This is a genomic window from Streptomyces malaysiensis subsp. malaysiensis, assembly GCF_040653035.1.
Lineage (GTDB): Bacteria > Actinomycetota > Actinomycetes > Streptomycetales > Streptomycetaceae > Streptomyces > Streptomyces malaysiensis.
In genome coordinates this window covers 1-1,055 of the sequence record NZ_JBEZNG010000095.1, presented here as the reverse complement: position 1 = coordinate 1,055, position 1,055 = coordinate 1, and the positions used below count along the sequence as shown (strand labels likewise).

Below are 1,055 nucleotides of genomic sequence, written 5' to 3'. Positions count from 1 at the left end.
TTCACCGCCGCATCCACCTTCGGACGCAACACCGCCTCCACACGCTCCACCGTCAACGACCCCAACACACCATCATCAAGAACCCCCGCCGCATGCACCACACCCCGCACCGGCACCTCCAACGACCCCAACACCCCCGCCAACGCCCCACGATCCGCCACATCACACGCCTCCACCCGCACCCGCGCACCCAACCCCACCAACTCCCCCACCAACCCCTCAGCACCCGGAGCCCCCAAACCACGACGACTCAACAACAACAACTCCCGCACACCATGCACCACCACCAAATGCCGAGCCACCACACCACCCAACACCCCCGTACCACCCGTCACCACCACCGTCCCCAACCCATCAAACACCGACCCAACACCCACACCTGCACTTGCACCCTCCACACGATGCCGCACCAACCTCGGCACACTCACCACACCCCCACGCACCACCAACTCCGGCTCACCACTGGCCACAGCCCGCTCCAGCACCTCCCGCGAAACCGGATCATCATCGATGTCCACCAGGACAATCCGGCCCGGATTCTCCGACTGCGCCGACCGCACCAAACCCCACACCACCGCCCCCACCGGATCAACAACCCCCACCCCCACCGCACCCCGCGTCACCACCACCAACCGAGACCCCGACCACCGCTCCCCCACACACCACTCCCGCACCACCGGCAACACCCCCGACACCACCAACCGAGAACCCCCAACCCAATCACCCCCACCACCCTCCAGACACGACAACACCACCACATCAGGAACACCGTCGCCCACCTCCTCCAGCCCCGACTCCCCCAACCACACCCACCCACCACCGCCAGCACCACCACCAACAGGCGGCTCCAACGCCAACGACTCCCACTCCACCGCGAACAACGCATCATCCACCGACGACAACTCCCCCACCGCCACCGGACGCAACACCAACGAATCCACCGACGCCACCGGCACCCCCGACGCATCCGCCACCAACACCGACACCACACCATCACCCACCCGCGACACCCTCACCCGCAACACAGCCGCACCCGAAGCAAACACCGACACACC

At 66.4% G+C, this 1,055-nt stretch carries 1 protein-coding gene; it reads right to left on the bottom strand.

The genetic code is table 11. The features are described from left to right. Nucleotides 1-779: SpnB-like Rossmann fold domain-containing protein (locus tag AB0E24_RS45940; protein WP_518524793.1), on the bottom strand; the 779-nt coding region annotated here is incomplete at its 3' end. Nucleotides 780-1,055: the final 276 nt, after the last annotated feature.